The sequence below is a fragment of the Niveispirillum sp. KHB5.9 genome (genome assembly GCF_048066115.1).
Taxonomy (GTDB): Bacteria; Pseudomonadota; Alphaproteobacteria; order Azospirillales; family Azospirillaceae; genus Niveispirillum.
The window spans coordinates 172,358-194,773 of the sequence record NZ_JBLTYX010000001.1 but is presented as its reverse complement, the minus strand read 5'-3'; the positions used below and the strand labels follow the sequence as shown (position 1 = coordinate 194,773).

The 22,416-nt window shown below is 67.1% G+C and carries 23 protein-coding genes; 16 read left to right on the top strand and 7 right to left on the bottom strand.

The window, feature by feature from the left end; all coding sequences use genetic code 11:
* Positions 1-23: 23 nt before the first annotated feature.
* Genes ACM9HJ_RS00880 through ACM9HJ_RS00870 form a run of 3 tightly spaced genes read left to right on the top strand, consistent with a single transcriptional unit; the run spans position 24 to position 3,099 of the window.
* Positions 24-845 carry an SDR family NAD(P)-dependent oxidoreductase gene (locus ACM9HJ_RS00880; RefSeq protein ID WP_416569778.1) on the top strand — a complete coding sequence of 274 codons (822 nt, stop codon included), beginning with the start codon at positions 24-26 and terminating at the stop codon, positions 843-845.
* A 1-nt stretch (position 846) separates the two neighbouring features.
* On the top strand, positions 847-1,635 hold the full coding sequence (locus ACM9HJ_RS00875; protein WP_416569777.1) for an SDR family NAD(P)-dependent oxidoreductase: 789 nt from the start codon (positions 847-849) through the stop codon (positions 1,633-1,635).
* A gap of 3 nt (positions 1,636-1,638) precedes the next feature.
* A complete protein-coding gene (locus ACM9HJ_RS00870) occupies positions 1,639-3,099 on the top strand; it encodes an MmgE/PrpD family protein (protein ID WP_416569776.1) in 1,461 nt (486 codons plus the stop codon).
* Here ACM9HJ_RS00870 and ACM9HJ_RS00865 read toward each other — a convergent pair.
* Both ACM9HJ_RS00865 and ACM9HJ_RS00860 read right to left on the bottom strand, forming a co-directional pair.
* The gene (locus ACM9HJ_RS00865) at positions 3,077-4,375 is read right to left on the bottom strand and encodes a spinster family MFS transporter (RefSeq protein WP_416569775.1); all 1,299 of its coding nucleotides are present in this window, start codon (positions 4,373-4,375) and stop codon (positions 3,077-3,079) included. The two genes, ACM9HJ_RS00870 and ACM9HJ_RS00865, sit on opposite strands and share 23 nt — an antisense overlap.
* A 128-nt stretch (positions 4,376-4,503) precedes the next feature.
* Positions 4,504-5,538 (bottom strand): zinc-dependent alcohol dehydrogenase, encoded by a 1,035-nt coding sequence (locus ACM9HJ_RS00860; protein WP_416569774.1) that lies wholly within the window; start codon positions 5,536-5,538, stop codon positions 4,504-4,506.
* Between the two features lie 199 nt (positions 5,539-5,737).
* Here ACM9HJ_RS00860 and ACM9HJ_RS00855 point away from each other — a divergent pair, with 199 nt between their 5' ends.
* The 3 genes from ACM9HJ_RS00855 to ACM9HJ_RS00845 all read left to right on the top strand — a co-directional run bounded on the left by ACM9HJ_RS00855 (position 5,738) and on the right by ACM9HJ_RS00845 (position 7,812).
* On the top strand, positions 5,738-6,088 hold the full coding sequence (locus tag ACM9HJ_RS00855) for a VOC family protein (protein WP_416569773.1): 351 nt from the start codon (positions 5,738-5,740) through the stop codon (positions 6,086-6,088).
* Positions 6,089-6,178: 90 nt separating this feature from the next.
* A complete protein-coding gene (locus tag ACM9HJ_RS00850; protein ID WP_416569772.1) occupies positions 6,179-6,994 on the top strand; it encodes an IclR family transcriptional regulator in 816 nt (271 codons plus the stop codon).
* Entirely contained in the window at positions 6,994-7,812 is an 819-nt protein-coding gene (locus ACM9HJ_RS00845) for an IclR family transcriptional regulator (protein ID WP_416569771.1), read from the top strand. The genes ACM9HJ_RS00850 and ACM9HJ_RS00845 overlap by 1 nt, the downstream gene beginning before the upstream one ends.
* A 111-nt stretch (positions 7,813-7,923) precedes the next feature.
* Here the strand turns inward: ACM9HJ_RS00845 and ACM9HJ_RS00840 are convergent, their stop codons facing one another.
* Positions 7,924-8,847: a phytanoyl-CoA dioxygenase family protein gene (locus tag ACM9HJ_RS00840; protein ID WP_416569770.1), complete on the bottom strand. Its 924-nt coding sequence runs from the start codon at positions 8,845-8,847 to the stop codon at positions 7,924-7,926.
* Between the two features lie 130 nt (positions 8,848-8,977).
* On the opposite strand from ACM9HJ_RS00840, the gene ACM9HJ_RS00835 reads away from it, so the two are divergent.
* From ACM9HJ_RS00835 to ACM9HJ_RS00825, 3 genes are all read left to right on the top strand, one after another.
* Entirely contained in the window at positions 8,978-9,880 is a 903-nt protein-coding gene (locus ACM9HJ_RS00835; RefSeq protein ID WP_416569769.1) for a LysR substrate-binding domain-containing protein, read from the top strand.
* Between the two features lie 238 nt (positions 9,881-10,118).
* A complete protein-coding gene (locus tag ACM9HJ_RS00830) occupies positions 10,119-10,688 on the top strand; it encodes an NADPH-dependent FMN reductase (RefSeq protein ID WP_416569768.1) in 570 nt (189 codons plus the stop codon).
* Position 10,689: 1 nt separating this feature from the next.
* A complete protein-coding gene (locus ACM9HJ_RS00825) occupies positions 10,690-12,051 on the top strand; it encodes an MFS transporter (RefSeq protein WP_416569767.1) in 1,362 nt (453 codons plus the stop codon).
* Here the strand turns inward: ACM9HJ_RS00825 and ACM9HJ_RS00820 are convergent.
* The gene (locus tag ACM9HJ_RS00820; protein WP_416569766.1) at positions 11,952-12,977 is read right to left on the bottom strand and encodes a LysR substrate-binding domain-containing protein; all 1,026 of its coding nucleotides are present in this window, start codon (positions 12,975-12,977) and stop codon (positions 11,952-11,954) included. The genes ACM9HJ_RS00825 and ACM9HJ_RS00820 overlap by 100 nt on opposite strands.
* Before the next feature lie 220 nt (positions 12,978-13,197).
* On the opposite strand from ACM9HJ_RS00820, the gene ACM9HJ_RS00815 reads away from it, so the two are divergent.
* The 6 genes from ACM9HJ_RS00815 (at position 13,198) to ACM9HJ_RS00790 (ending at position 19,223) form a co-directional block, all read left to right on the top strand.
* Positions 13,198-14,016 (top strand): FAS1-like dehydratase domain-containing protein, encoded by an 819-nt coding sequence (locus tag ACM9HJ_RS00815; RefSeq protein WP_416569765.1) that lies wholly within the window; start codon positions 13,198-13,200, stop codon positions 14,014-14,016.
* Entirely contained in the window at positions 14,013-14,828 is an 816-nt protein-coding gene (locus tag ACM9HJ_RS00810; RefSeq protein ID WP_416569764.1) for an HpcH/HpaI aldolase/citrate lyase family protein, read from the top strand. The genes ACM9HJ_RS00815 and ACM9HJ_RS00810 overlap by 4 nt, the downstream gene beginning before the upstream one ends.
* Before the next feature lie 11 nt (positions 14,829-14,839).
* Complete coding sequence (locus ACM9HJ_RS00805; protein WP_416569763.1) at positions 14,840-16,048, top strand: acetyl-CoA C-acetyltransferase; 1,209 nt, start codon at positions 14,840-14,842, stop codon at positions 16,046-16,048.
* Positions 16,049-16,164: 116 nt separating this feature from the next.
* Complete coding sequence (ribB, locus tag ACM9HJ_RS00800; RefSeq protein ID WP_416569762.1) at positions 16,165-16,860, top strand: 3,4-dihydroxy-2-butanone-4-phosphate synthase; 696 nt, start codon at positions 16,165-16,167, stop codon at positions 16,858-16,860.
* 125 nt (positions 16,861-16,985) lie between these two features.
* The gene (locus ACM9HJ_RS00795) at positions 16,986-17,786 is read left to right on the top strand and encodes an alpha/beta fold hydrolase (RefSeq protein ID WP_416569761.1); all 801 of its coding nucleotides are present in this window, start codon (positions 16,986-16,988) and stop codon (positions 17,784-17,786) included.
* Between the two features lie 261 nt (positions 17,787-18,047).
* Positions 18,048-19,223, top strand: a complete 1,176-nt coding sequence (locus tag ACM9HJ_RS00790; protein ID WP_416569760.1) for an LLM class flavin-dependent oxidoreductase — start codon at positions 18,048-18,050, stop codon at positions 19,221-19,223.
* Positions 19,224-19,303: 80 nt separating this feature from the next.
* On the opposite strand, the gene ACM9HJ_RS00785 is transcribed toward ACM9HJ_RS00790, so the two are convergent.
* From ACM9HJ_RS00785 to ACM9HJ_RS00775, 3 genes are all read right to left on the bottom strand, one after another.
* Positions 19,304-19,771 (bottom strand): hypothetical protein, encoded by a 468-nt coding sequence (locus ACM9HJ_RS00785; protein WP_416569759.1) that lies wholly within the window; start codon positions 19,769-19,771, stop codon positions 19,304-19,306.
* A 29-nt stretch (positions 19,772-19,800) separates the two neighbouring features.
* The gene (locus ACM9HJ_RS00780; protein ID WP_416569758.1) at positions 19,801-20,913 is read right to left on the bottom strand and encodes a hypothetical protein; all 1,113 of its coding nucleotides are present in this window, start codon (positions 20,911-20,913) and stop codon (positions 19,801-19,803) included.
* An 88-nt stretch (positions 20,914-21,001) separates the two neighbouring features.
* Positions 21,002-21,784, bottom strand: a complete 783-nt coding sequence (locus ACM9HJ_RS00775; protein ID WP_416569757.1) for a DUF4198 domain-containing protein — start codon at positions 21,782-21,784, stop codon at positions 21,002-21,004.
* Positions 21,785-22,116: 332 nt separating this feature from the next.
* On the opposite strand from ACM9HJ_RS00775, the gene ACM9HJ_RS00770 reads away from it, so the two are divergent.
* Positions 22,117-22,413, top strand: a complete 297-nt coding sequence (locus ACM9HJ_RS00770; RefSeq protein WP_416569756.1) for a type II toxin-antitoxin system RelE/ParE family toxin — start codon at positions 22,117-22,119, stop codon at positions 22,411-22,413.
* The last annotated feature ends 3 nt before the right edge of the window (positions 22,414-22,416 follow it).

The following is a 22,416-nucleotide window of genomic DNA, read 5'->3' as shown; positions in this document are numbered from 1 at the left end:
TGAACGATAAAGGGAGGAACGATATGGGGTTCGACGGCAAAACCATCGCGCTGGTCCCCGCCCGCGTCGATGTGGCCCGCGCGCTGGCCCATGATCTGGCCAAGCGGGGTGCCCGTGTCGTGCTGGTGGACAGTGACCCCGATCTGCTGACGCAGCTGGCGGCCTCCATCGGCCCAGCGGCCCTGCCCCCCGTGCTGCTGCCCGCCGATCCCATCGACCCGGAGGCACTGGCGGCGGCAGCGGAAAATCTGGCCGAAGACCATCCCCGGCTGGACGGGCTGCTGGTCTGCCATCTGGAGGTCGATATCGCCACGTTCGAAGCATCGACGGTGCAGTCCTGGCGGCGCATCACCGATGTCAACCTGCTGGGCCCGGTCTTCACGGCCAAGGCGTTCCTGCCCCTGCTGAAGGCGGCGGATCTGGCCGCCATCGTGCATGTCAGCTCCTTCGACGGCATCTATGGCAACCCGCATGTCCCCTCCTTCTCCACCGTGAAGGGGGCGATGGCGCCGCTGACCCATGTGATGGCCGAAGAACTGGGCCGCCAGGGCATTCGCGTCAATCTGGTGGCGCGCGGCATGACCGCCCCGCCGGAGGAGGATGACAATCCCCGCTTCCACCCGCTGATCGCCGAAACGCCGCTGGGCCGGCCGGGCCGCCCGCAGGAGGTGGCCGCCGCCGTGCGTTTCCTGCTTTCCGACGATGCCTCCTACATCAACGGCTCCACCCTGATCGTTGATGGCGGCCGCACCGCCATCACCCAGGGCACGCGCCAGATGGACATGAGCGGCCATTCACCCATGCACTCCACCGTGGTCGCCGCCGCCAACAATGGGAACAAGTGACATGACCGACAGCAATATCCACTATCCCGACCTGCTGCGCCTGGATGGCAAGGGCTTTGTCGTGCTGGGTGCCGGTGCCGGCATCGGGCGGGAGGTCTCCCGCGCCCTGACCCAGAATGGTGCCCAGGTCCTGTGCGTCGATCTGAAGGGCGAGGTGGCGGCCGAAACCGCGTCCCTGGTCGGCGGCCTGTCCATGGCGGCCGACATCACGCAGCGCGCGCAACTGGAACAGGTATTCGCCAAGGCCAAGGACAGCTTCGGCACCCGGTTCAGCGGCGTGGTCGACGTGGTCGGCATCACCCTGCCCAACTTCCTGCCCGATTACAGCGACGATGATATCGACCGGCAGTTCGATCTGGTGCTGAAGCACGCGATCATGACCATCCAGATCGCCGGCCCGATGCTGGCGGCCAATGGCGGCGGGTCCATCACCCTGATCGGATCGCTGGCCGGCTTCGTCAGCACGCGCAAGGCCCTGCTCTACGGTCTGGCCAAGGGTGCGGTGCATCAGCTGGCGGCCTTCGCCGGGCATGAATTCGGACCCCACGGCGTGCGCGTCAACGCCGTGGCGCCGGGCCGCATCCAGAATTCCGGCACCATCTTCCCCGACCCCGACCGGTGGAAGGCGATCGAGGCGGCGATCCCCCTAGGCCGCGTCGGCACCCCCGCCGATATCGCCGGCCCCGTGCTGTTCCTGGCATCCGACCTTGCCCGCTACGTCACCGGCAACACCATCGCCGCCGATGGCGGCATCTCCAAGGTCACCGCCCTTCCCAGCTCGCTGGTGTGACCCATGACCAGCCGCGAGACACCCCAGCTGCCCAACCCGGCGACCAGCGCCCTGGCCGGTTTCACCGCCGCCACGCGCTATGAGCACCTGTCGCCCGCCACCATCCATGCCACCAAGCGCCTGATGCTGGACACGGTCGGCTGTGCCGTGGCCGGTGCCCATACCGAACCGGCGGAGATCGTCATCGACGTGCTGCGCGACCAGGGCGGCAAACCCGAAGCCAGCTTGCTGGGTCGCGCCGGCAAGCTGCCCGCCGCGCGTGCCGCCTGGTTCAACTGCTACACGGCCAATGTGCTCGATGCCTGCGACGACCTGCATTACAAGGCCCATATCGCATCCGCCGCCATTCCCGCCGCCTATGCCATGGCCGAACGGCAGAACGCACCGGGCCGCGACCTGATCGCCGCCACCGCCGTCGGCTATGACGTGGCCGCCCGCGTCGGCATGGCGCTGAAGGGCCTGATCATCGACAAGGGCGAACTGAAATTCGCCCCCACCACCGGCTATGGCTGGTGCGGGCTGGCCTGCGGCGCCGGGGCCGCCAACCTGCTGCGCCTGGATGCCGAGCGCGCCCGCAACGCCATCGCGGTCACCGCCGTCTCCCTGCCCGTCCCGTCCTCCACCCAGCACAGCGAATGTTCGGGCCGGACCATGGCCAAATACGCCATGTACGGGGTGATGGCCGAAGGCGGCATCACCGCCGCCCTGCTGGCGGAAAAGGGCTTCACCGGCCTGCCCGCCATCCTGGACGGGGACAAGGGCCTGTGGCGGGCCCTGGGCTCGCTGGGTTGCGATTTCGATGTGATGACGGAGCGGCTGGGGGAGCGTTTCTATATCGAGGAGACGAGCTTCAAGATCTATCCCGCCTGCCGCTTCACCAATTCGGTCAGCGACATGTTCTACGCTATGCTGGCCACCCATCGCTGGGCACCGGATGAGATCGAACGTATCGATGTCGGCCTGATCGGCCCGGCATTGGCCAAGCATATCGACGACCCGACCGTCACCACCTTCGTCGATGGCCAGTTCTCCATGCCCTACCTGCTGGCCGTCGCCGCCCATGGCGTGCCCCCCGGCCGGCACTGGCACACGGCGGAGACCCGCGCCCGCGCCGACATCCGGGCCTTTGCCGACAAGGTCTTCGTGCATGTCGAACCCACCGCGTCGCGCGCGGCCGCCGACGATATCGCCCGCTACGGCCATGCCCGTCGCCTGCCGGCCAGCCTGCGTGTGGTCGCCCGCGGTCAGGTACATGAAGCCTACAGCGAATGGTCGCGCGGCGACGTCTATACGCCGGAAACCGCCTTGTCCGATGCGGACCTGGAGGCCAAGTTCCGTGGCTTCCTGTACGGACTGCTGCCGGCGGCCCGGATTGAGCAGGCCATCGACCTGATCTGGAATTTGGAAAATATTCCCGATATCGGTACGATCAGCCAGGTACTCACCCCAAAGGATCGGCCGTGATCCGCTGTTCCCGCCGGGCGGTGAAACCGACCCGGACAAGCTGTACACTGCCGCCCAGTGCCGCCAGCGGCACCAGGAACAGCGCCAGCCGCAAACTGTCGGCGCCGACATGCGGGGCCAGCAGGTCGCTGCCATAGCCGACCAGCATCGGCGCCGGCACGCTGGCGAACAGCGCGATCAGCAGCAGCATGACCGCCGTGGCCATGGCCCGCATGTTGGGTGGGCTCTTGGATTGCAGCACAGCCAGGATCAGCGGGGAATTGGTGATCAACAAGGCATAGGCTAGGATCAGGAAACTCACGAAGCCGGTGAAGTCCGCCGCCATCAACGCCAGCACAAAGCACAGCGCGGACAGGGCCAGCACCCCGGCAATGGCCCAGAGCGGCACCCATAATCCCCGTCTGGCGAAATGGTCGGTGGCCAGACCGGACAGGATCATGCTGGCCCCGCCCAGCCCGGCGATGCCCAGGCCGATGGTCCGCCCCACCTCGGCACTGCCCAGGCCGAAGCTGCGCACGGCATAGGCCGGGACCCAGGACAGCACGGCGAAGACGCAGAAATTGCAGAACACCGCAGCGATCACCGCCTGGCGGAACAGGGGCATGCGCCAGAGATGCGCCATGGTCCGGAACATCGACAGCGATGGTGGCGGGGTGGCAGCCACCGGGTCGCGCTGGCCGCGCTGCGGTTCACGCAGGCTCAGCACCAGGATCGCGGCCAGCACCACGCCCGGCACGCCCGCGACCAGGAACGTGTGCCGCCAGCCCAGCCATTCATTCAACAGGCCGCCCAGCGCGAAGCTGACCAGGATGCCCAGCGTCGATCCGGAACTGAGGACGGCCATGGCCGTGGCCCGCCGCGTGGGCGGGAAATAATCGCTGATCAGCGAGATGGAGGCGGGTGTGGACCCGGCCTCGGCCACCGACACGCCCACCCGCGTCATGGCCAGTTCCAGCAGGTTGCCCGCCCGCCCGCCCAGCGCGGTCATCACGCTCCATACCGTCAGGCAGATTGTCAGGAAGCGCACCCGGTTCACCCGGTCGGCGATATAGGCCATGGGAATGCCCAGCACCGCATAGAAGAAGGCGATGGCCGGCCCCGCCAGCAGGCCCAGTTGCCCGTCGGTCAGGTCCAACTCGCGCTTCACATCCTCCGCCAGGATGCCCAGGATCTGGCGGTCGGCCATGTTCATCACATAGACCGCATAGAGCATCCCCAGCACATACCAGGAGTAGCGGGGAACCGGCGCGGACATGGACGAACCGTCGGATTGCATGGCGTATCCTGTAGCGGGAGGCTTGCTTCGTAGGTCAGGTCGAGCCGAAGGCGAGCCCTGACATTCACAGGCACCGTCGCTTGTCAGGGCTCGCCTTCGGCTCGACCTGACCTACGGCACCTTCCATATCAAGGCAGCAGCAGCACCTTGGACGGCGTGCGCCCATGGCACAGGCGGAAGGCTGCGTCGGCTTGCGCCAGGGGGAACCGGTGGGTGACCAGCGGCGCGAAACTGTCCGGCGCCTCGGCCAATGCCTTCAGCACCATTTGCCAGGCCGAGGGCGGCACGCGCGAGGCGCCGCGGATTTCCAGCCGGTATTTGACAAGCCGCATGATATCGACGCTGGCCGGCCGCTCCGGCATGCCGGCTACCACCAGCACGCCTTGCGGGCGCAGCAGGGCCAGGCCCTGGTCGATGACCTCCGGCACGCCCGCCGCCTCCACCACCAGGTCGAACCCCTCGCCCCTGGCTTGGGCCAGCGCCTCGGCCGCCCCCGGTTCGGCCATGTCGAAACAGTCGCCGATACCCATCGCGCGCAGCACGTCCAGGCGCGGCGCGTCCTTCAGCCCGATCACCGCCACCTGGGCCGCCCCCAGATGTCTGGCCAGCGCCGCCACCCCCTGGCCGATGGGGCCCGGCCCCAGCACCGCGATGCGCATGCCCACCGTGAACCCGCCCACTGCCAGGGCATGGGCGCCCACCGACAGCGGCTCCGCCAGCGCCCCCAGTTCCAGTGGCACGCCGTCGGGCAGGTCGTAGCAATAATCGTCGGGCGCCAGCAGCAGCGGCGCGAAGGCACCGTCGCGGATCAGGCCCACCGCCTGCCGATCCAGGCAGCCGATGAAATCCCCCTCCCGGCAGCGGGCACAGCGGCGGCAGGCCACGGCCGGATCGACCACGATGGCACACCCGATGCGGGCCGGATCGACACCCGCCCCCACCGCGACGATGCGCCCCGCCGTCTCGTGCCCCAGGGTCACGGGCAGCGCCTTGCCCATGAAGCCGGCATAGGATGCGGTCCAGCGATCCACCGACAGGTCGGTGCCGCAGATGCCCGTGGCTGCCACGCGTACCAGCACCTCCCCCGGCCCCGGTGACCCCGGCTCCGGCACCTCGACCAGCGACAATCCGCCGGCCGCCTCCAGCTTGCGCAATGACAGCATGTCGAACCCTCCCGATCCGCCGGGTCTGCGCCCGTTTACGGCTTCACTCTAGGGGAGATGGCGGGTCGGTCCAGGCGATTTCGTTGAATGGTTCCGCCGGAAAACTCATGCCGCCGGGCCGCATCCTCAGCCGCGTCCCCTCTTTTTGCGTGTTATGAATATCAGATCATATTCCGCAATACAGTCCAAGGGGCCGGCAATGACGATCCGCAGAATCCAGAACATCTATGTGGTGGCCGGCGACATGGACAGGATGGCCGGTTTCTACCAGCAGGCCTTGGGCGCCGGGCTGAAGTTCCGCGATGGCGGCAACTGGACCCAGCTGTCGATCGGCGGCGGGAATTTCGCCCTGGCATCGGCGGTCGAGGCCGGGGCCGGGGACAAGGGGGCGACCGTGACGTTCGAGGCCGACGACCCCGACGCGGTGGCGGCGGATGTGGAACGGCTGGGCGGGCGCATCCTGGGCCGGCGCGACATGGGCAGCCACGGGAGCATAGTCACCTGCGCCGATCCGGAGGGAAACGTCTTCCAGCTGTTCGCCAAGGGGTGACACAGGGTTCGGCTTGGCGCGGACCTGCCCAGTGCGCTAGGCTGCGGCGCCAACGGCACCGGCGACGGGCCCAACAATCCGGGGGCGTCCTTGACGCAGCAAACCGATCCTTCCGGCGATCGCGGCCAGAACAAGGCCACGGCGCGCACGCTTCAGGTCCTGTCCTGCTTCGCCGCCGACGCGCCCGGCTATGGCGTGACGGAGCTGTCGCAGCTGCTGGGCATGACCAAGAACATGATCTACCGGGCGCTGACCACGCTGGTGGACCAGGGCTATCTGGTGCGCGACGTCACCGGCCTGCGCTACCAGCTGGGCTATCGCGTGCTGGAATTGCAGAACCGCACGGCCCTGGAACCGGATTTCCGCAGCCTCTGCGCCCCGTACGTCCAGAAGATCCACGCCCTGACCGGGGAAACGGTCAGCCTGATGGTACGCGGCCTGGACTATGCCGTGTTCATCGACGGGATCGAGACCAAGCGGCCCGGTACCTGGCGCATGGAGATCGGCGGCCTCCGCCCCCTGCACGTCCCCGCATCGGGCCGCGTCATGCTGGCCCATTGCCCCGACCGGGAGGTGGCGGACTATATCGCCCGCCACAGCCCCCTGACCATCCCGCCCTCGGGCCGCCCCATGGCGGAAGCCGACCTGTGGGCCGACATAAATGCCATCCGTGAACGCGGCTACGCGCTGGTGCGCCGCGACGGGCCGCTGCCCATGCTGGCCATGGGCTTTCCCATCACCGATGCGGAGAACCGGCTGCATGGCGTGCTTTCGGTGGGCGGGCCGGTGGAGCGGATGGAGGGGGAGCTGCAGCGCCTGCTGCCCGAACTGCGCCGCCTGATCGATGAGCTGTGCAGCCGCACGCGGCTCTATGCCGCCGACGCGGCCCATATGGAGATCAATTGATGTCCCGCGCCGTCATCAATTCCTCGGCCAGCCATGTGTTCGAGGTGCTGCGCTTCGTGGCGGAAGCCGACGAGGCCTTGGGCGTGACGGAGATCAGCCGGCAGATGTCCCTGCCCGCCTCCACCGTCTATCGCGCCCTGGTGACGCTGGAGGAGGCCGGCTACCTCAGCCGCTACCAGAACACGCCGCGCTATGAAGTCGGCCAGATGCCGCAGCTGCTGAACCGGGCCCTGTTCAACCGCTTCCACCTGCACAAGGCCAGCCGGCCGGTGCTGCGCAGTCTGGCGCATGCCATCGGGGAGACGGTGTCGCTGTCGGTGCGGCTGGGCTGGTTCACCCTGCGCATCGCCGGCGCCTATGGCAGCAACGACATCTATCACCGCGACCGGCTGGGCGAGGTGGCGTTGCTGCATGAGGGTCTGGCCGGCCCGACCATCCTGTCCACCCTGGAAGGCGACGACCGCGTCGCCTATCGCCGCTTCGTCGCGGCACATCATCCGGGACGGCTGCCCGAGGGCGGCTGGGACGCGCTGACGGCGCGGTTGCAGGAGGCCATCGCCGACGGGTTCCTGACGGGGGAGGTGGCATTGGCGTCGGGCTTCCACGCCGCCTCCCTGCCCATCCGCACCAGTGACGGCACGGCCATCGCCGCCATCACCGCCAACGGCCCCGTGCTGCGGCCGGGCGCGCGGGAATTGCCGGAGAGCTTGCTGGAGGCGCATGAAAAACTGGAAGAGATGGTCCGCGACGAGCCGGAGAAATTCCGCTCCCCCTTCGACCACATCCATGCCGACGAGATGCGGTTGCAGTTGGCGTAGGTCAGGTCGAGCGAAGCGAGCCCTGACAAGCACGGTGCCAATGAATGTCAGGGCTCGCTTCGCTCGACCTGACCTACGGCCAATCCTGACTTGACGCGGCGTCCTCCGAACTCAGCCCAACACCGCATTCATCTCCACCCGCCGCTTCTCCGCCATATCATCCAGGTCGCCCAGATTCTGGTGCCCGGTGACGAAGTCGTTCTGCGGCACCTGGTTCTCGCCCAGCACCAGCCAGATCGGCCGCTGTGCCAGGGGGGCCGGCTTGTCGCGGCCGCTGCCGATGGCGGAACCGAAGCTCCGGTCATAGACATCCTCCGCCGCCATGTAATGGAAGGTCAGGCCGGCGCGGCGGCGGCCGGAGATGTTGGCGTTGGCGCCATGGACGACGAACAGGTCATGCACGGAGAAATGGCCCGACTTCATGGTGGAATGCACGATCCTGTGCTCGTTGATGCCGCTGGTATCGACCTCGAAATTCAGCAGGTCGCGCATTTCCTTGCGCTGTTCATGATGGATCGGCCCTTCCCGCCCGCTGCCCGCCACAAACGACAGGCTGCCATTTTCCGGGTCGACATCATCCACCGCGATCCATATCTGGGCGCTCTGCGGCAGCTTGCGACCCGGCCCGGCCTTGACGGCGGGGTTGTAGCAGTCCTGGTGCCAGGGGGTGCGCTTGCCCGTCCCGGCCGGCTTGGCGAAGATCTCCCCGCCCCACATGATCAGGTTGGGGCCGATCAGGCGGCTGGCCGCGGCGATCAGGGTCGGGTGGATGGCGATCTTGAACAGATCCTCACCACCCTTCACCCCCTCCTCCTGCCCTTCGCGCAGCGGGATGTGCGGCATGCGGGTGATGCCAGCCCAGTCGGTATTGTCGCGGAACACCTTCTCGATCGTCTCCCGCATCCAGGCGGCATCGTCGGCCGGCAGGCCCAGGCGGGGAAAGACGTAACCCTGTTCGCGGAAATGCGTGATGTCCTCATCGGCGATAAGCGCACGGGCGTCCACCTGGACGCTGGTTCCCAGCTCCTGCTGCATCTTGGGCTTTCCTTTTTCCCTAAATCGTCCGGCGCATCGCTGGCGGCCGGTTACGGGACAAACGGTAAGCCGTGCAATTATGCACCGTCCAATATAATGTTTCGGCTTATTGATACGTTTGGAGATATCAATGTTCCGGACGGAAATCAGCCTCGTCCAGCTTCAGGCTTTCGTGACCGTGGCCGAAGAACTGCATTTCGGCCGTGCCGCGGCCCGTCTGGGCGTGGCGCAGCCGCCGCTCAGCCAGCAGATCCAGCGGCTGGAGGCCGCCGTGGGCCACAAGCTGTTCGACCGCGACACGCGCAAGGTGCAGCTGACCGATGCCGGCACCGCCCTTTACGGCTTCGCACAGAAGATGCTGCTGGAGATGGTGGAGGGGCTGGAAAAGGTGCGGCGGGTGGGGCGGGGAGAGGCCGGTCTGCTGACCATCGGCTTCACCTCCACCACCGCCCTGCATGTCCTGCCCGCCATCGTCCAGGCCAACCGCCAGCGCTATCCGCAGGTGGAATTGCGGCTGGTGGAGATATTGCCGGAACCGCTGTGGGACCAGCTGCGCGGCGGCCGGATCGATATCGCGCTTTCACGCGAAATGATCCCGGAACCGGGGCTGGATGTCTTCACCCTGCTGCGGGAGACCTATGTCGTTGTGCTGCCGGCCGACCATCCCCTGGCGGGCACCGGCGGGCCGGTGGCGCTGGGGTCGCTGGCGGCGGAGAAGTTCATCCTGTTCCCCCGCAACCGTGTCTCCCGCTACCATGACCGGCTGATCGAGATTTGCCTAGCCGCCGGTTTCATGCCGCGTGGGGTGCAGGAGGCACCGGGATGGCAGACGGCGATCAGCCTGGTCGGCTCCGGCATGGGCATCACCATCCTGCCCGCCTGCACCGCCAGCCTGGCCCTGCCCGGCGTGGTCTTCCGCCCCATCGATGGCGGGGCGCGGTCGAACATCACCCTGTCGAAACGGTCGGGGGATGGGCGGCCGCTGGTGGAGAATTTTTTGGGCGTCGCGCGGGGGGCGGTGGAGGAGGAGTAGCATCACCTCGCATCATTATTTCGTCATCCCGGCGAAAGCCGGGACCCAGGGGCCACAAGACCAAACCTATACGCTGCCTTGACCAAAACTGCCGAAAGGTCGGGCGCTTGGCCCCTGGGTCCCGGCTTTCGCCGGGATGACGAAAAGAGGGGCATCCTTCCAAATACTCCAGCCCACCCGCCCCTCGCCCTGACATATTATGGAACATATCCCATAATTCAGAACACGAGGCGAGGATATGTCCCGTAAACCCTTCATCCTGTGCCTGGGCGGCACCACCCGCGCCAACTCGTCCTCGGAAATGGCGCTGCGCATGGCGCTAGCGGAAGCGGAGAAGCTGGGGGCGGAGACGGCGATCATGACGGGGCCGGAACTGGTCCTGCCGCTTTATGCGCCGGAGAATGCGGAGCGGGAACCGGCGGCCCTGCGGCTGGTGGAATTGCTGCGCCGGGCCGACGGGGTGATCCTGTCTTCGCCGGGATATCACGGCTCCATCTCCGGCCTGATGAAGAACGCGCTGGATTATGTGGAGGATATGGCCCGCGATCCCGTGCCCTATCTGGATGGGCGCGCCGTGGGGTCCATCGCGTGTGCCTATGGCTGGCAGGCGACGGGATCGACGCTGGCCACCCTGCGTTCCATCACCCACGCCTTGCGTGCCTGGCCCACGCCGCTGGGTGTGGCGGTCAATTCCATGGGCACGAAGTTCGCCGCCGACGGCAGCTGTTCCGACCCGGCCGTGGCCGCCAACCTGTCGATCCTGGCCCGACAGGTCGTGTGGTTCGCCCAGGCCCGGTTGTCTCTCTGAGATGAGCAGCGATGAACCCGCCGGCCTGCCGCAGCCGGCGCGCGGCCGGGCGGCTTCCCTGGTCGCCGTGGCCGTGGCCATGGCGGTGATGGACGGCATCATGATGACGATCGCCCTGCCCGCCATCGGCCACGACCTGGGCATCAGCGCGTCGCTGTCGGTCTGGGTGGTGGGGGCCTATCAGCTGGCCATCGCCATGGTGCTGCTGCCGCTGGGCCGGCTGGCGCTGCTGGTGGGACCGAAGCGCACCTATCTGGCCTGCATCGCCCTGTTCGGGACGGCGTCCATGGCGTGCGTGTTCTCCGTGGATGTCGTCACCCTGTCGCTGGCCCGGTTCATCCAGGGTTGCGGCGGGGCCGGGATGATGGGCATCACCAATGCCATGCTGCGCAACATCCACCCGCCCTCCGGCATGGCGCGCGGGGTCAGCGTCAATGCCATGGCCGTGGCCCTGGCGCTGGCGGCGGGACCGGCCATCGCCGCCCTGGTGCTGGGCGTCACCTCCTGGCACTGGCTGTTCCTGGCCAATCTGCCGCTGTCGGCGGGGTTGTGGCTGCTGGGCCGACAGGTGCTGCCGGCCGATCCGGTGCCGGACCTGGTGCATGCGGTCTTCGACAAGGGCGAGGCCTTGTTGTGCGCCGGGGCCATCGGCACCCTGATCCTGACGCTCAACAGTCTGGCCCATGACATGGATCTGGGCCTCGTGCTGCTGCTGGCGGCCGCTACGTCGGTGCTGTGGCTGTTCGTGCGCCAAAGGCGGCCGTCGCTGCTGCCGCTGGAATTGCTGCGCCGGCCGCTGTACGGGCTGACCGTGGCCACCACCTTCTGCGCCGCCGCCACGCAACTGATGTCATATATCGGCATCCCGTTCCTGCTGCTGGACCGGGGCTGCACGCAGACCCAGATCGGGCTTTACTTCATGGCTTGGCCGCTGGCCCTGGGGGCGGCGTCGCCCGTCGTCGTCATGCTGGCCAACCGCTTCCCGCCGGGCCGGCTCTGCGCCGTCGGGCTGGTGATGGTGTCGGGCGGCCTGGCCATCCTGGCCCTGACGCCGCAGCAGACCAGTGCGTTCGACATTCTGTGGCGCATCGCGCTGTGCGGCGGGTCCTACGCCCTGTTCCAGATCCCCAATACCCGCGCCCTGGTCACCTCCGTCCCGCTGGCGGTGGCGGCCACGGCCAGCGTCACGGGGGCCTTGGGGCGGGTGATGGGCCAGGCGACGGGGGCCGCACTGGTGGCGCTGGCCTTCCGCGCCTGGCCCGATCAGCGGGCGATCATCGCCCTGTTCCTGGCATCGGGGATCGCGCTGTTCGCCGCCTTCATCAGCGGGCTGCGCCCCCCGACCTCGGCCAGCGAGGGCTGAGCCCGCTCACCCACCCCGGCCGCGCTCAGCGCATCCAGCAGCCATTTCTTGAAGACGCGGATATGGTGCGCCTCCCGCCGGCTGTGCGGCACGGTCAGGTAATAGCCCAGGTCGCGCTTCAACACGCCCTCGAACGGTTCGAACAGGTGGCCATCGGCGATCTCCCGCTGGAAATAGGCCTTCTGCGCCATGACGATCCCGACCCCGGAAATGGCCGACTGATAGACGACGGACAGTTCGTCGAACACCAGATGGTCGCGGGGCGTCAGCCCCTCCGCCCCGTTCAGCGCCAGCCAGTTGGGCCAGTCGGCGCGGCGCAGCTCCTGATGCAGCAGCACATGGTTTTTCAGGATCTCGATCGGATAGGGCCGCTTGGCCGGGTCCAGCAGCTTGGCCGAACAGACGGGCCGCAGTTCGTCATGGAACAAGAGCGTACTGTCCACATTCTTCCAATGCCCGCGGCCATAGCGGATGCGCACATCCACCTGGTCGCGCCCGAATTCGGTGCTGTCGGTGGCGGAGATCAGCTTCACCTTGATCTCCGGATGCCGGACCTGGAAATCGGGCAGGTTGGGGATCAGGAAACCGATCAGGAAACTCGTATAGGCCCGCACGGTCAGCACCGGCGGCGGCTGCACGCCCAGGAATTCGTCCGTCGCCTCCGACAGGCGCACGAACCCGTCGGACAGGCGCATGGCAAACGCCTCGCTGCGCTCCGTCAGCGCCAGGCCATAGCCTGTGCGCTCGAACAAGGGTTCCCCCAGATAATCCTCCAGTGCCTTCACCGACCGACTGACCGCCCCCTGGGTCACGCACAGCTCGTCCGCGGCCTGGGTGAAGGACAGGTGGCGGGCCGCCACCTCGAATGCGCGCAGGGGGTTGAGGGGGGGAATACGGCGGGCCGGACGGCCTTTGCCAGCAAACATATCGCACCTCTTATCAAGGTTTCGCTCCCTGGCCGTGAGATTAGCTCATACACCTGTCCCACGCAAGCAATCTGGAATACATTCCATATTGCAGCACAAAAGGCGGATGCCGCATCGCGGCAGCTGCCCGGAATTCTCCGGCCGGCATGAGAATTTGTCGGCCTTTCATCTCCAGGAAAATCAATAGGTTGATGGTGAACCCCCTGCTGGTGGCGCGCCCATGACGATCGATATGGAAAGCCTGCGGCCCTGGATCGGCCGTGTGGAGGAAATGGCGGACATCGCCAGCCCGGCGCCGCTGGCCGGCATAGCGGCCCTGCTGGATCATGAGGAGCCGCCGGAGGGGGTGCTGCCGCCGCTTTGGCACTGGCTGTATTTCCTGCCGCGTGCCCGGCAATCGCTGATCGACCGCGACGGCCACCCGCAGCGCGGCGGCTTTCTGCCGCCCGTACCGCTGCCGCGCCGCATGTGGGCGGGGGGTGACGTGCGGTTCCTGGCGCCCATTGCGGTGGGTGCGACCCTGACCCGCCGGTCGACCATCGCCGACATCAAGCATGCCCAGGGCGGTTCCGGCGAACTGATCTTCGTCACCGTCCAGCATGAGATTTTCGCCGATGGCACCCTGGCGGTCAGCGAACGCCAGGACATCGTCTATCGCGGCCCCGGCGGCACCAATCCCGCCTCCGGACCCACCGCACCCGAAGGGGACGTGCGCGAAAGCCTGACCGCCGATCCCGTGCGGCTGTTCCGCTTCTCCGCCCTGACCTTCAACGGCCATCGCATCCATTACGACCGCAACTATGCGGTCAAGGAAGAGGGGTATGGCGGGCTGGTGGTGCATGGTCCCTATGTCGCCGTGCTGCTGCTGGACCTGTTCCGGCGCCACCATCCGGGGGTGGCGGTGACGCGCTTCGGGTTCCGGGGCCGCCGGCCGCTGCTGGATACCAACCCTTTCGACCTGTGCCTGTCGGGGGCCGAGTTGTGGACGCGGGATGCCGAGGGGCAGGTGACCATGAGTGCCTCGGTGGAGGTGGGATGATGCGATCCTTCCTGTTCGTGCCGGGCGACCGCCCCGACCGCATCGCCAAGGCGGGGACCAGGGGTGCGGATGCTATCATCCTGGATCTGGAGGATGCCGTCGCCGACACCGCCAAGCCGGCGGCACGGGCGGCATTGAAGGCGTCGGCGGAAACCATCCGCGCCACGGGTACCGCCGTCGCCCTGCGCATCAACGCCCCCTGGCGCCTGGCCCTGGCCGATATCGATGCGGCGCTGGAGGCCGGCATCGACCTGCTGGTCGTGCCCAAGGTGGCGGATGCGGCCCGTCTGGCCGTGCTGTCGGAAATGATCGGCGACGGCCCCGCCCGGCTGATCGCCCTGATCGAAAGCCCCGCCGCCTTGCCCCACCTGCCCGCCATCACCGCCATGGAGCGGGTGGCGGGGCTGGCTTTGGGCAGTGAGGATTTCAGCCTGGAACTGGGCGCCCCGCCCACGCCTCGCAGCCTGGACCTGCCCTGCCGCCTGATCGCGCTGGCGGCGGCCTCGCGGCGCTTGATGGCGTTGGGGCTGCCGCTGTCGCTGGCCGAATATCGCGACCTCGCCGCCTATGGTGCCGCCGCCGATGACGCCCGTGCCGTCGGCATGACCGGTGCCTTGTGCATCCATCCCGACCAGGTGGCGGTGATCAACCGCGCCTGGCGGCCCGACGCGGCGGCATTGAACAAAGCGCGAAGCGTGCTGACCGCCTGGGACGAAGCACAGGCGCGCGGCGATGTCGTGATCGCCCTGGACGGGCGGATGATCGATCTGCCGGTGGTCGAACGCGCCCGCCGGCTTTTGCAGAACAATTGAGGGAGGAACCGGTGCGCGACACCGTCATCTGCGCACCGCTGCGCACGCCCGTGGGGCGGTTCGGCGGCCAGTTCAAGGGGCTTTCGGCCCACGCCCTTGGCGCCGCCCTGCTGCGCGGCCTGCTGGAGCGCACCGGCCTGCCGCCCGACGTGGTGGAGGATGTGCTGTTCGCCCAATGCTATCCGTCGATGGATGCGCCCGCCCTGGGCCGTGTCGTCGGGCTGGATGCCGGGCTGCCGGTGGGGATCGGCGGGTTGCAGATCGACCGGCGCTGCGGGTCGGGGCTGCAGGCGGTGATCAATGCCGTGATGCAGGTAGAGACCGGGGCCTGTGATCTGGTCCTGGCCGGCGGAGCGGAAAGCATGAGCAACGCGCCTTTCTACAGCACCGGCCATCGCTGGGGCGTGAAGGGCGACGCCATCGCCTTTCATGACGCGCTGGCGCGCGGGCGGGTGACGGCGGGCGGCCTGAACTTCCCCGTGGCGGGCGGCATGCTGGAAACGGCGGAGAATCTGCGCCGTGATTACAGCATCCCAAGGCTGGAACAGGATGAATTCGCCTGCCGTAGCCATGAAAAGGCCGTGGCCGCGCAGCGTGACGGGCTGTTCGATGCGGAGATCGTGCCGGTCACCGTGCCGGGCAAGGGCCGCGATGGGCTGGTCAGCAAGGACGAGCATCCCCGCGCCGACACCACGGTCGACAGCCTGTCCGCCCTGAAACCCGTGCTGGGCCGCCAGGACAGGGAGGCCACGGTCACCGCCGGCAATGCCAGCGGCCAGAATGACGGGGCGTCGGTCTGCATCGTCACCACGCGGGCGAAGGCCGACGCGCTGGGCCTGAAACCCATGGCGCGGCTGGTCTCCTGGGGCGTGGCCGGGGTGGCACCCGACCGCATGGGCATCGGCCCGGTGCCGGCCACCACCCGCGCGCTCGACCGCGCCGGCCTGCGTCTGGCCGATATCGACCTGATCGAGTTGAACGAGGCGTTCGCGGCCCAGGTCCTGGCCTGCACCCGCGCCTGGAACTTCACGGCGGGCGATTTCGACCGGCTGAACGTGCACGGCTCCGGCATCTCGCTCGGCCATCCGGTGGGGGCCACGGGCGGGCGCATCCTGGCCACGATGCTGCACGCCATGCGGCGGCGCGGGGTGCGCTACGGGCTGGAGACCATGTGCATCGGCGGCGGCCAGGGGCTGGCGGCAATCTTCGAGCGGGCGTGACAAAATCGGAATGCATGCCGTCATTCAGAATTCTCAAGCACCCACCCCTTGACCCCCCTCTATATGTTCTATTAAATGGCATGCATTGCAGATATCATTCCAGAACGAGGTTGATCGTGACGGACAATGTTGTGGAAATCGGCTTCGACACGATCGATGACGCGCTGGCCGCCATCGCGGCCGGGCAGATGGTCGTGGTGCTGGACGACAAGCACCGGGAGAATGAGGGCGACCTGATCATGGCGGCGGAGCATGCGACACCCGCCGCGCTGGCCTTCATGGTCCGCCACACGACGGGCATCGTCTGCGTCGGTCTACACGGCGACCGGGTGGATGCGCTGGCGCTGCCGCCGATGGTGCCCAGCAACAGCGATCGTCACCAGACGGCCTTCACCGTCTCCGTCGATGCCCGAAAGGGCACCAGCACCGGTGTGTCGGCCGCCGACCGCGCGGCCACCATCGCCGCCTTGATCGACCCGGCCACCAGGCCCGACGACCTGATGCGGCCCGGCCATATGTTCCCGTTGCGCGCCCGGCCGGGCGGGGTGCTGGAACGGCCCGGCCATACGGAGGCATCGGTGGATCTGGCGCGGCTGGCCGGCTGCACCCCCGCCGGCGTGCTGTGCGAGATCGTGGCCGAGGATGGCAGCATGGCCCGCACCCCGGAACTGCTGCGCTTCGCCCGGCGCCATGGGTTGCGCATCGTCACCATCGCCGATCTGGCCCTGCATCTGCGCCAGCGCGGCTCCCACCCCATCGACCGGCAGGCGGACATCGTCCGGGCCGGATCGCGGTTCCGGCCGCATGCGTAGGTCAGGTCGAGGGGCGAAGCCCCGAGCCCTGACAATCAATTGGCACCGTCGTCTGTCAGGGCTCGCCTTCGGCTCGACCTGACCTACGGCGCAGGAGCCCAAACAGGAAGGAAACAGGAAACGCCATGTTCCGAACCGCTTTCCCGGAAAGGATCGACGTCGCGGGAGCGTCCATCGAGCTGATGAGCAAGGGCGACGGCCCGCCGCTGCTGTTCCTGCATGCCGGCCACGGGGTCGATGCCGATGATGCGCTGGTCGAGCGCCTGTCCCGCCGGCACCGGGTGATCGTGCCGTCCCATCCCGGCTTCGGCGCCAGCTCGCGCCCCGCCGGCGTCACCGGGATCGATGATATCTGTCATGTCTATCTGGACCTGATCGAGGCGCTGGACCTGAAGGATCTGGTCCTTGTCGGCGTGTCCTTCGGCGCCTGGATCGCGGCGGAACTGGCCACGATGGGCACCGGCCGCATCAAGCGGCTGGTGCTGATCGACGCGGTCGGCGTCAAGGTTTCCGGTCGGGAGACCCGCGACATCAAGGACATTTTCGGCACGACGGTGGAGGAAATCCCCGACCTGTTCTTCCACGATCCGGAGAAGGGCAAGGCGGCCTTCCATGGCTTCGATTTCAAGAACATGAGCGAGGAGGATGTCACCCGCTTCGTGCGCAACCGCGAGAGCCTGCTGCTCTTCGGCTGGTCGCCCACGTTGTACAATCCAAAGCTGCTGGGCCGGCTGCACCGGGTGAAGGTGCCCGTGCTGCTGCTGTGGGGGGAGGATGACAAGGTGGTGGGCGTCGATTACGGCCGCCGCTACGCCGCCGCCTTCCCCGGTGCGACGTTCGAGGTGATCGAGGGGGCCGGGCATTACGGCTACCTGGAACAGCCCGACGAATTCGCCGGCCGCATCGATACATTCCTGGCGGCTTGAGTTCGCTGCCCGGTTCGCCACCCAAGCCTGCCTTACGCGCGAAAGTCTGGGTTTCCCGGTTTCAGCAGTATCCGCCGTCACCCCGGCGAAGGCCGGGGCCCAAGTCGTAGAGCAAAGCGCTTGTCATTTGGGCCCCGGCCTTCGCCGGGGTGACGGTTGAGAGTGCGGCAACGACGGTGCCCAGCAGTTTCGGGAAAACGGGGCAAGCACAGAACAAGACCGCGCACAGTCCACGCCCTCCGCGACAGGGAGAGAACACCCATGGAATTCTGGCATTTCAGCGAACAATCGATGCATCCGGCCTGGGACAAAATCCCCGGCCCCACCAAGGTGCTGGTCGACAATGAACATTGCGACCCGCAGGTGGCGCACGCGCTGTACAACCGCTATCTGGACGAATGGATGGTGGCCGACCGGCTCGGCTACAACATCATGGTCAACGAGCATCACGCGTCGGCCAACTGCATGTCGGCCTCGTGCCTGCTGACGCTGGCCATCCTGGCGCGGCAGACGCAGAAGGCGCGGTTGCTGTGCCTGGGCGTGCCCATCACCAACCGCACCGATCCCTATCGCGTGGCCGAGGAACTGGCCATGATCGACGTGATTTCCGGCGGGCGGCTGGAGATCGGGCTGGTCAAGGCCTCGCCATTCGAGCTGGCCATGTCCAACCAGAGCCCGGCCCGCATCATGGACCGGTACTGGGAGGCGCATGATTTCGTCGTCAAGGCGCTGACCCACAAGGGCGGGCCCTTCTCCTGGGAGGGCGAGTTCTACAATTACCGCAACGTCAATGTCTGGCCGCGGCCGTTGCAGGGGCCGATGCCGCCGATGTGGATCACGGCGTCGGGTGCGTCCACCGGCCGGCGCATCGCGCAGCTGGGCTATGTCTGCGCCACCTTCTTCAACGGTGCGGGCACCAAGCCCCTGTTCGACGCCTACAAGGAGGAATACCGCAAGACCCATGGCAAACCGGCCGCCATCGACCGCTTCGCCTATCTGGCCATCATGGTCTGCGGCAGCACGGAGCAGGAGGTACAGGAGCGTGTGGCCAAGGTGAAGCCGTACCTAGAGGTGCAGCCGCGCACGCCCAAGGGCTGGATCAACCCGCCCGGCTATGAAAGCGTGGAGCTGAACGCCGGTGCCTTGCGCATGGGCAAGACCGGCCGCATCAATTTCGGCCTGCCGCCCAACCCGTCGCTGGAAGAGATGGCCGATGGCGGCATCCTGTTCGCCGGCACGCCCGACCAGCTCTATGACCAGATGTCGCGCTTCTCCGACAAGGTCGGCGGCATCGGCCATATGCTGATGCTGGGCCAGGCGGGGTATCTGTCGCATGAGGAAACGGTGGACAGCCTGACCCTGTTCGCCGAACAGGTCGCCCCGCGCCTGCGCGCCTACGCCAAGGAAAAGAACGCGGCGATGAACGACGCGGCGTGAGGGTCGAACCCCCCGAGGGTTGGATGGTGGCATATCCCCGCCTCCCGCTGCCAGGGGGCGGGGATTTCATCATCGGGGCCTCAATGGCCCGGCGCATTTTCCGCGGCCGGCCCCAGATCCTCCCAGGCTGTTATCCGTTCCACCAGCACCAGGCCGGGCCACATGCCGAAATGGCCATAGCCCTCCAGCGGCTGGCGGTTCATGTCCTTGGCGGAGCGGGCGATCATGGTGAGGCGATAGGCATGGCCCAGCTTCACCCGGAAGCCGGCAGGCCGGATCGACTGGTCATCCAGGCTGAGCCAGACCAGGGGTTTGCGCTCCCCGGCCTCGGCAAGGCTGGTCGCCCCCTCGTTGAAGCGGGAACTTTCGAACGCGTTGATCCAGATGCCGGTGAATTCTCGCGGTTCATCGAATTCCACGCATTTGCGGTCGCCGATATAGACCATGACGCGCACACCGCCATGCTCGGACGGGGTGAAGCAATGTTCGGGAGCGGCCATGGCCGGCAGGGCGACAAGCAAAGCCATCGCCAGGCCAATGGCACGCATGACCCTATTCCCTTCATAGTGCGTCGGTCTCATGTCGTGATCGGCTTTTCCCGTTGTTCCACCAGCCCCAGGCCCAGCGACAGGCAGGCGCGTAGCGCACGGCCGTCGCGCGGATGGATGGCGACGATGCGGTCGGCCCCGAAATCCGCCATCCAGGTGGGCAGCGGCGGGGGCGTGCCGTCGGCATCCATCGGCAGGCCGCCGACATCCAGCTTCAGGTAATCCAGGGCCGCCAGCGGCAGATAGCCCGGTTCCAGGTTGCGCAGGGTCAGATGGTCGATGGCGATGCGGCATTCCCACTGGCGCAGATTATCCACCGCATCGGCCAGCCCCTCCTCATCCATGCCGGCATCGGTGGCGGCGATCTCCACGATCAGGTTGCGCCGCTGCTCGTATGACAGGTCGCGCACGAAATCGAGGAACACCGGCCCCAGCACGGAGCGCCATTGCAGGTTCAGGCTGTGCGGCGTGGCCAGGCGCGAGGGCTCATGCTGGAAATGCCGGATGATGCGGCGGTCCAGGATGGGGGTGATCTGCTGCAACAGCCAGGGGTCGCGGCGCAGCGGCGTGCCCACGGCGCGTTCCAGATGGTCGATCGCCACCGTGACCTCGGAAAATTCCAGCATCCACAGCTGGCCCATCCGCCGCCAGACCGGCGATTCCCGGACCAGCGAGGAGACATCGGCCCCGCCCAGCACCTGTTCATAGACGGCCAGCTTGTGCACCGCCGCCAGTTGCTGCTGTTCGGCCGCGGTCAGGCCGGGTGCCGGTTCCGCCGCCTCGGCGGCGGGGGTGGTGCGCTTCAGCAGAGCCGACAGGCGGCCGGCATCATGGGGCAGATGGTGGATGGTGAAGCGCGGGGCGCCCATATGCTGTTCGGCGAAATCCGCCGCCACCGCCTTCAATTTGTTGATGAAGGGATGGGCGTTGGTGTCCTCGAACAGGAAGACCTGGCTGAAGCGGCCGACATCCACCACTTCGGGCTGGAACTGGGCGGCGAAATTATCGAGCAGATGCACGATCGACTGCCGGAACAGCGGGTTCTCGGCATAGGGCACCTCGCGCAGATCCACGACCACGGCCGTGCCCCGGCTGTTCCCCTCGCCCAGCAGCCGCAGCAATCCGGCCGTCCCCGTCAGCATCCCATCCGCTCCGGTACCCCTCGATGGGCCCGAGCTTAGCAGATGGGATGACGTGACGGGTATAGGGCGATGGTGCGCGGGGCGGTTGTTACGACCCCACCGCGAAAGTCAGGGTGGCGCTATGGCTTTTCACCGCCACGGGGCCATCGGCGGTTTCCACCCGATGGCGGGCCAGCAGCAGGAACGTGCCGCCCTTCGGCAGGGCGACGCTGGCCTTGCCATCCTTGTCGGTGGTCACCGTCACGGCCTTGGCATCCTCCTCGTCCGGCAATTCGGCGCCATGCAGGCTGATGGTGACGCCGGCCACCGGCTTGCCGTCCAGCAGCAGGCGCACGGGCAGGGCTGCACCCGGGTCCACACGGTTGGGATGGGTCAGCGGCACGATCTCCAGGCCGGTGCCGGCGGGGGCCAGGCCCTTGTCGCTGGCAGGCCCCTTGCTGACATAGACGTCGGAACGGGTGATGCTCTGCGCATCGGCGACGCGGGCACCGGCGGGGGCGGCACCGTTCTCACGCACCGGCTCCCACTTGCCGTTGACCAGTGCCATCTTGCGCTTGGCCCCCTCACGCACGCCGGTGGAGATGCGGTAGGTGCCGTTCTCCGGCAGGTCGACCTCGAACAGGGCCAGGTCGCGCAGATAGGTGATAGCGGGCAGCTTCACCTTGGCGCCCGACGGGGTGACGACATGGTAATCATCGGCCTTCATCACGATGTCGGGGGTGAAGAATTCCTCGGTGAAGGACGCCTCCACCGTGACATGGTCGCGCTGCGGCGTGTTGAACAGGTTGGGCAGCAGATAGCCGGTATGGGCGGCGGCCGTGCCGGTCAGGGCCAGCAGGGCAACCGTGGCGGCGGTCAGGTAAAGGCGCATTTCTTGTCTCCTAGTGATGATTGTCTTCTTATTAATAAGAATTGTTCTCAATCGCAATGCATAAGGAAGAATCGATGGCAAAGCTGGTGCAGGTCGCCACCCCATGATAAAAAAGTACCATGGATACTCCGCTCCACCCGCACCCGCAGACATCCACTCCTTGTCGGGAAACGGCTGACCCTGCCTTCCGCGAGGCCGTGCATCGGGGATTGGCGGAGTTGGGCAGCGGACAACGGGTCGCGCTGGAGGATGTGGAGGCCTGGGTGTCATCGTGGGATATGCCCGGCGAACAAGCGATGCCGCTGCCGTCCAAGCGCTGACCCTGTCCGAGAATGCCTCGCCGCGTCTTCTTCTCCCCTGCCGCCCTGCACGATATCGCTGAGATCAGGGCTTGGAATACGCTGCCAGGGGCGGGCATCGTAGCCAAACGGCGGGTCATGGCCATCCTTGCCGCCATCCGCTCGCTTGCCGACGCAGCTTTGAGAGGTCGGCTTCTGGATGACGGGTCGGATGCGGATTGCCGGTTGATGGTCATCGACCGACACAGTGTCGTCTATCGTGTGAAGAACGACGCCGATGGTGACGTCGATGTCATTCGCATCTGGAGTCCGGGTCGTGATCGGGGCTGAAAA

Bases quoted from the DNA above. Each gene is read 5' to 3' on its own strand.
- ACM9HJ_RS00780 (WP_416569758.1), bottom strand. From the start codon at position 20,913: ATGCTGACGGGGACGGCCGGATTGCTGCGGCTGCTGGGCGAGGGGAAC.
- ACM9HJ_RS00770 (WP_416569756.1), top strand. From the start codon at position 22,117: ATGCCTCGCCGCGTCTTCTTCTCCCCTGCCGCCCTGCACGATATCGCT.
- ACM9HJ_RS00875 (WP_416569777.1), top strand. From the start codon at position 847: ATGACCGACAGCAATATCCACTATCCCGACCTGCTGCGCCTGGATGGC.
- ACM9HJ_RS00835 (WP_416569769.1), top strand. From the start codon at position 8,978: ATGTTCCGGACGGAAATCAGCCTCGTCCAGCTTCAGGCTTTCGTGACC.
- ACM9HJ_RS00870 (WP_416569776.1), top strand. From the start codon at position 1,639: ATGACCAGCCGCGAGACACCCCAGCTGCCCAACCCGGCGACCAGCGCC.
- ACM9HJ_RS00880 (WP_416569778.1), top strand. From the start codon at position 24: ATGGGGTTCGACGGCAAAACCATCGCGCTGGTCCCCGCCCGCGTCGAT.
- ACM9HJ_RS00845 (WP_416569771.1), top strand. From the start codon at position 6,994: ATGTCCCGCGCCGTCATCAATTCCTCGGCCAGCCATGTGTTCGAGGTG.
- ACM9HJ_RS00825 (WP_416569767.1), top strand. From the start codon at position 10,690: ATGAGCAGCGATGAACCCGCCGGCCTGCCGCAGCCGGCGCGCGGCCGG.
- ACM9HJ_RS00775 (WP_416569757.1), bottom strand. From the start codon at position 21,784: ATGCGCCTTTACCTGACCGCCGCCACGGTTGCCCTGCTGGCCCTGACC.
- ACM9HJ_RS00810 (WP_416569764.1), top strand. From the start codon at position 14,013: ATGATGCGATCCTTCCTGTTCGTGCCGGGCGACCGCCCCGACCGCATC.
- ACM9HJ_RS00820 (WP_416569766.1), bottom strand. From the start codon at position 12,977: ATGTTTGCTGGCAAAGGCCGTCCGGCCCGCCGTATTCCCCCCCTCAAC.
- ACM9HJ_RS00865 (WP_416569775.1), bottom strand. From the start codon at position 4,375: ATGCAATCCGACGGTTCGTCCATGTCCGCGCCGGTTCCCCGCTACTCC.
- ACM9HJ_RS00790 (WP_416569760.1), top strand. From the start codon at position 18,048: ATGGAATTCTGGCATTTCAGCGAACAATCGATGCATCCGGCCTGGGAC.
- ACM9HJ_RS00860 (WP_416569774.1), bottom strand. From the start codon at position 5,538: ATGCTGTCATTGCGCAAGCTGGAGGCGGCCGGCGGATTGTCGCTGGTC.
- ACM9HJ_RS00815 (WP_416569765.1), top strand. From the start codon at position 13,198: ATGACGATCGATATGGAAAGCCTGCGGCCCTGGATCGGCCGTGTGGAG.
- ACM9HJ_RS00795 (WP_416569761.1), top strand. From the start codon at position 16,986: ATGTTCCGAACCGCTTTCCCGGAAAGGATCGACGTCGCGGGAGCGTCC.
- ACM9HJ_RS00785 (WP_416569759.1), bottom strand. From the start codon at position 19,771: ATGCGTGCCATTGGCCTGGCGATGGCTTTGCTTGTCGCCCTGCCGGCC.
- ACM9HJ_RS00830 (WP_416569768.1), top strand. From the start codon at position 10,119: ATGTCCCGTAAACCCTTCATCCTGTGCCTGGGCGGCACCACCCGCGCC.
- ACM9HJ_RS00840 (WP_416569770.1), bottom strand. From the start codon at position 8,847: ATGCAGCAGGAGCTGGGAACCAGCGTCCAGGTGGACGCCCGTGCGCTT.
- ACM9HJ_RS00855 (WP_416569773.1), top strand. From the start codon at position 5,738: ATGACGATCCGCAGAATCCAGAACATCTATGTGGTGGCCGGCGACATG.